This window comes from Longimicrobium sp., assembly GCF_036554565.1.
Taxonomy (GTDB): Bacteria; Gemmatimonadota; Gemmatimonadetes; order Longimicrobiales; family Longimicrobiaceae; genus Longimicrobium.
Window position 1 is genome coordinate 1 of sequence record NZ_DATBNB010000874.1, and the last position, 4,932, is coordinate 4,932.

The window sequence follows — 4,932 nt, forward strand, 5'->3', positions numbered from 1 at the left end:
CGGCCGCCGCCACCACCGCCGTAGCCGCCGCCGCCACTGCCACCGCCGTACCCACCGCCGCCACCGCTGCGGCCACCACCGCCGCCGCCGTAGCCGCCGCCCCGGCTGCCGCCGCTGTCACCGCCACCGCCATCGGCGGGCGCATCCAGGCGAACGACATTCTCGGCCGCGGGGCCCTTGGTGCCCTGCACGACGTCGAACTCCACGCGCTCGCCGTCGTTCAGGGTGCGGAACCCGCCGCCCTGGATGGCGCTGTGGTGGACGAAGACGTCCTTCTCCCCGTTGTCACGGGTAATGAACCCGAAGCCCTTCTCCGGGTTGAACCACTTGACTACTCCCGTCTCCCTGGCCATGTCCGTCCACGTGCTGGATGTTGATGATGGAGCGCAGCGACTTTCGCTGGCGGCAACCTAAGCCGATTTGCTCCGCGCGCCAAGGGTCTTATTTGCCGGGAGCGTGCTTCGGCGGCGAAGGCGTGCCTATGCAGGATCGGCGCCACCGCGCGGCCAGCCGCCATCTGTTTGCACGCAAATCCGCTCCAGCAAGGCGTTTGGACCTGCTTCGAGTGTTCCGGCGGAAACCGGGCGGCATGCGGACGGAGTTTTCACGCGGCTTCGCGGGTGTGCATCGAGGGCACCACCGCCTCCAGGAACGCGTCGACCACGGCGGGGTCGAAGTGGGTGCCGCGCAGCGAGCGGATCTCCTCCAGCACCCGCGGCACGCTCCACGCGGCGCGGTAGGGCCGGTCGCTGGTCAGCGCGTCGTACACGTCGGCCAGGGCCACGATGCGGGCGGGAAGGGGAATGTCGGTGCCGGCCAGACCGCTGGGGTAGCCGCCCCCGTCCCAGCGCTCGTGGTGCGAGCGGGCGATCTGCTCGGCCAGGCGCACCACCTCCGACGATCCCTCGGCCAGGATGCGCGCGCCGATGACGGTGTGCGACTTCATCACCTCCCACTCCTCGGGGGTCAGCCGGCCGGGCTTGAGCAGCACCGAGTCGGGAATGCCGATCTTGCCGATGTCGTGCAGGGTGGCGGCCAGGCGCAGCGCCTGCACCTGCTCTTCGGGCAGCCCCATGGCGCGGGCCAGGTCGCCGGCCAGCTCGCCCACACGGCGGGTGTGCAGCCCTGTGTCGTCGTCGCGCAGCTCGGCGGCGCGGGCCAGCCGCTCCAGCACCTCGCCCGCGGTGCGCTCCAGGGCCTCGGTCCGTTCACGCACGCGTGCCTCCAGGGTGCGGTTCTGCTCGCGGACGGCGGTGTGCAGCAGGCGGGTCTGCAGGTGGTTGCGCACGCGCAGCATTACCTCGCCCGGGGAGTACGGCTTGTTGATGAAGTCGGCGGCACCCTCGGAAAGCACGGCCAGCCGCGACTCGTCGGAAAGGTCGCCGCTGACCACCAGGATGGGCACGTGGTCCTCCGGAGGGATCAGCGCGCGCAGCCGGCGGATGACCTCGGGGGCCTGGATGGCGCCCATGTGCAGGTCCAGCAGCACCATGTCGGGGCGGAACTCGCGGAACATCGCCTCCACGCGGGTGCCGTCGGTGGTGGTGCGCACTTCGCCGAACCCGCCCCGCGACAGGATGCGGTCGAGCACGCGCAGGGCCGACTCGTCGTCGTCCGCGGCAAGGATGCGCGCGGAGGGTGCCGATGGTGTTATCATAGTACGCCCGGTGGCGGCACCCCACGCCGCCGGCAGGGACCTCACGGCTGCAGCGGGGCGCACCCGATCGCCAATTTCACATCCGATGCCACGATCCATTCTCGTCATCGACGACGACCCCGGCGTTCTGAGCGTTCTCACGCGTTTCTTTCAGCGAAAGGGCTGGGAGGTGCACCAGGCCGGCAGCGGCGAAGACGGCCTGCGGCGCTGGGAATCCACCCGTCCGGACGTGGTGCTGCTGGACCTGGACCTTCCTGGCATGTCGGGGCTGCAGGTGCTGGACGTGCTGGTGTCGCGCGGCGCCGCGGTGATCATGCTCACCGGCCACGCCGAGGTGGAGACGGCGGTCGACGCCATGCAGGCCGGCGCCGAGACCTTTCTCACCAAGCCGGTGGACCTGGCCCACGTGGAGGTGGCGGCGGAGCGCGCGGCCGAAAAGCAGGAGCTGCGGCGCACCAACGAGCTGCTTTCGCGGCAGCTGGGCGGGGCCGAGACGGCGGCCTCGCTGGGGACGTCGGCGCGGATGGTGGCGCTGGCCCGGCAGGTGGAGCTGCTGGCCGGCTCGGCCGACACCACGGCGCTGCTGCTGGGCGAAAGCGGCACGGGCAAGAGCTGGGTGGCGCAGATGATCCACTCGCGCAGCCCGCGGGCGCGTTCGCCGTTCGTGGAGATCAACTGCGCGGGGCTGTCGGCCACGTTCCTGGACTCCGAGCTGTTCGGCCACGAAAAGGGCGCGTTCACCGACGCGCGCGAGATGAAGCGCGGATTGTTCGAGGTGGCGGACCGGGGCACGCTCTTCCTGGACGAGATCGGCGACCTGGCGCCGGAGCTGCAGCCCAAGCTGCTTCGCGTGCTGGAAACCCGCACCTTCCGCCGCCTGGGCGGCACCCGCGAGATGACGGTGGACGTGCGCCTGCTCGCCGCCACCAACAAGGACCTGACCGCCGAGGTGCGCACCGGCAAGTTCCGCGAAGACCTGTTCTACCGCCTGTCGGTCTTCCCGCTGACCATTCCCCCGCTGCGCGACCGCAGCCGCGAAGACGTGCTGGAGCTGATGCACCGCTTTCTGCGCGAGCTGGGGAGCCGGCATCCCTCCTCCCCCGGGCAGCTGGCCCCCCGGGCCACCACGGCGCTGGCCGAGTACGCCTGGCCGGGGAACGTCCGCGAGCTGCGCAACGTGCTGGAGCGCGCCCTGGTGCTGGCGTCGGGCGCCGAGCGCATCGACCTGGAGCACCTTCCCGAGCCGCTCCGTGCCCGGGGCGCTCCGCGCGCCAACCGCGAAGACGCCGAGATCCTGTCCCTGGCCCAGGTGGAGCAGCGGCACATCGAGCGGGCGCTGTACCTGCTGAACGGCAACCGCACCGCCGCGGCGGAAAAGCTGGGGATCTCGCGGAGCACCCTTCACGCGAAGATCGCGCAGTACGGGCTGGAGTCGGCGGGCCGGTAGTCCATCCAGGAAAAGTCGCCCCGGTGCCGCTGTCTCTCCGCAGGTGAAGCCCCGCCCTTTGCGGGGCTTTCCGCGTCGTCACCGCGGCGTCAGCCGCCCCGTCCGGATCTCTCGCCCGTCGCCGATCAGTCGCCCAGCACGCGGAAGAGCGCCGCCACGGCCGCGGGGTGAAAGCGGTCTTCGGCGCCGTCGCGCAGCAGGGGCTCCCAGTAGCCGCGCGACATCGCCGGGCGGTAGGCGCGCGGGTGGTTCATGGCGTCCCACACGTCCACCACCCGCAGGATGCCGATCAGCAGGTACTCCGGCGCGTCGGGGGGCACGTGCGTGGCCAGGTCGGCGTGGTCGGTGCCCAGGTGCTCGATCACCGGGGCCAGGGACTGCAGCGACGGCACGCCGCGCACGATCTCGGCGCCTACCTTGAAGTGGCCGCGAATGCGCTCCAGCTCGCCCGCGTCCAGCGGCTCCGTCTTGTGGAGCAGCTCCACCGGCACCGAGATCTTGCCCAGCTCGTGAAGCTGCGCGGCCGTGGAAAGCAGGCGGGTGCGCTCGTCGTTCAGGTTCAGCACCAGCGCCACCTTGCGGCACATGTCGCCCACGCGCTCGCAGTGGCCGTGCATGTACACGTCGCGCGCGCCGATCGTCCGCGCCAGCGCCTGCACCATCTCGCCGCGGGCGTCTTCCACCTCGCGCTTCAGCCGGTCCATCGACCGCCACATCTCTGCCCGCAGCGCGCGGAAGTCCTCCTCCACCCGGCGCAGGGCGTCTTCCAGCTGCGTGCTCACCCGGGCCGTGTCGAAGGGGCGGGGAAGCACGGCGAAGCGGTCGTTGACGGCCCGCCCCGGCCCGCTGAACGGCGCCCCCGGCTCGGTGACCACCAGGTGGCATCCCGCCCCGTTCAGCTCGCGGAAGCGGCGCACGTAGGCGATGTGGTCGTACGAGCGCTCGCAGCCCAGGTCGCTGATCATCACGTCCGGCACCAGCCCGTCTTCCAGCGCGTGCAGCGCCTCCTGGCCGTCGGGCACCACGCTGGCCAGGTGCTGGCCGGCGCGGATGATGGGCTCGAGCTCGGCGATCACGTCGCGGCGGTCGCTGACGATGAGAATGCGTCCGGTGAACATCATGGCGGTGTCCTGGGCGAAGACGTGGAGGGCGGTTCGATGAAGGCGGGCGGCGGTGGATGGGCCTAGAGCAGGGCGCCGGCGTACGCGGCCACCATGCAGGTGGTGAGCGCCGTGGCGGCCTGCATGGCCAGGCGAAGCGAGCGGGCGAAGCGGGCGCGGGCCTCGAGGCGTTCGTAGCGGGTCATGGAAAGGTCTCCTGTCGGTGGGTTCGGTCCGCGGGTCCCCCGTGGGACCTTCGCGGCGGCTGGCCCATGACAGGGCGAATGGCGTTCCGCGTTGCCGAATCGCTCCAAGTTGTTCGTCGGGATGGAGTTACGGAATTCCCGGGAGGGTTGCGGAAGGAGCGGAAATCGTGCGGATTTCGGACGGGGCGGGGGAGGCGGGCGGGGAAAGTGCCGCGCCGTTGCTGGAGATTCTGCGAATGTGTGCGGATTTCGTACGGCGGGGCGCCGCGTGTCGGATGCGGAACGGGGAGTTCCGCGCGGGGGCCGGGGCCCCCATGGGTCAGTGCGCGCCGATCAGCGCCTGGACGGCGCCGGCGAGCTGCTCGAAGGTGAAGGGCTTTTGCAGGAAGGCGGTGCCGTGGCCGGCGATGCCGTAGCGCACCGCCTCGTTTTCGGGGTGCCCGGAGATGCAGAGGATGGGAACGCCGGGCCGCAGGTCGCGCAGGTGGTGCGACGCCTGGTTCCCCGTCATCCCGGGCATGA

5 protein-coding genes and 1 pseudogene are annotated in these 4,932 nt (G+C 71.2%); 1 reads left to right on the forward strand and 5 read right to left on the reverse strand.

The features are described from left to right. Positions 1 to 152 precede the first annotated feature (152 nt). Both VIB55_RS24465 and VIB55_RS24470 read right to left on the reverse strand, forming a co-directional pair. Positions 153 to 353: pseudogene (locus VIB55_RS24465) on the reverse strand (cold shock domain-containing protein); the annotation flags it as partial. A gap of 251 nt (positions 354 to 604) precedes the next feature. Further along, positions 605 to 1,657 carry an HD-GYP domain-containing protein gene (locus VIB55_RS24470; protein ID WP_331879309.1) on the reverse strand — a complete coding sequence of 351 codons (1,053 nt, stop codon included), beginning with the start codon at positions 1,655 to 1,657 and terminating at the stop codon, positions 605 to 607. Between the two features lie 85 nt (positions 1,658 to 1,742). Here VIB55_RS24470 and VIB55_RS24475 point away from each other — a divergent pair, with 85 nt between their 5' ends. Next, positions 1,743 to 3,104, forward strand: coding sequence for a sigma-54 dependent transcriptional regulator (locus tag VIB55_RS24475; RefSeq protein WP_331879310.1), 1,362 nt, complete (start codon positions 1,743 to 1,745; stop codon positions 3,102 to 3,104). Between the two features lie 125 nt (positions 3,105 to 3,229). Here the strand turns inward: VIB55_RS24475 and VIB55_RS24480 are convergent, their stop codons facing one another. From VIB55_RS24480 to VIB55_RS24490, 3 genes are all read right to left on the reverse strand, one after another. After that, positions 3,230 to 4,225, reverse strand: coding sequence for an HD domain-containing phosphohydrolase (locus VIB55_RS24480; protein WP_331879311.1), 996 nt, complete (start codon positions 4,223 to 4,225; stop codon positions 3,230 to 3,232). 62 nt (positions 4,226 to 4,287) lie between these two features. Next, the gene (locus tag VIB55_RS24485; RefSeq protein WP_331022844.1) at positions 4,288 to 4,410 is read right to left on the reverse strand and encodes a hypothetical protein; all 123 of its coding nucleotides are present in this window, start codon (positions 4,408 to 4,410) and stop codon (positions 4,288 to 4,290) included. Between the two features lie 319 nt (positions 4,411 to 4,729). Then, on the reverse strand, positions 4,730 to 4,932 hold a 203-nt coding region (locus tag VIB55_RS24490), incomplete at its 5' end, for a response regulator (protein ID WP_331879312.1).

What these genes read in the sequence shown, in the direction of transcription:
- VIB55_RS24470 (WP_331879309.1), bottom strand. Translation starts at nt 1,657, where the DNA reads ATGATAACACCATCGGCACCCTCCGCGCGCATCCTTGCCGCGGACGAC.
- VIB55_RS24475 (WP_331879310.1), top strand. Translation starts at nt 1,743, where the DNA reads ATGCCACGATCCATTCTCGTCATCGACGACGACCCCGGCGTTCTGAGC.
- VIB55_RS24480 (WP_331879311.1), bottom strand. Translation starts at nt 4,225, where the DNA reads ATGATGTTCACCGGACGCATTCTCATCGTCAGCGACCGCCGCGACGTG.
- VIB55_RS24485 (WP_331022844.1), bottom strand. Translation starts at nt 4,410, where the DNA reads ATGACCCGCTACGAACGCCTCGAGGCCCGCGCCCGCTTCGCCCGCTCG.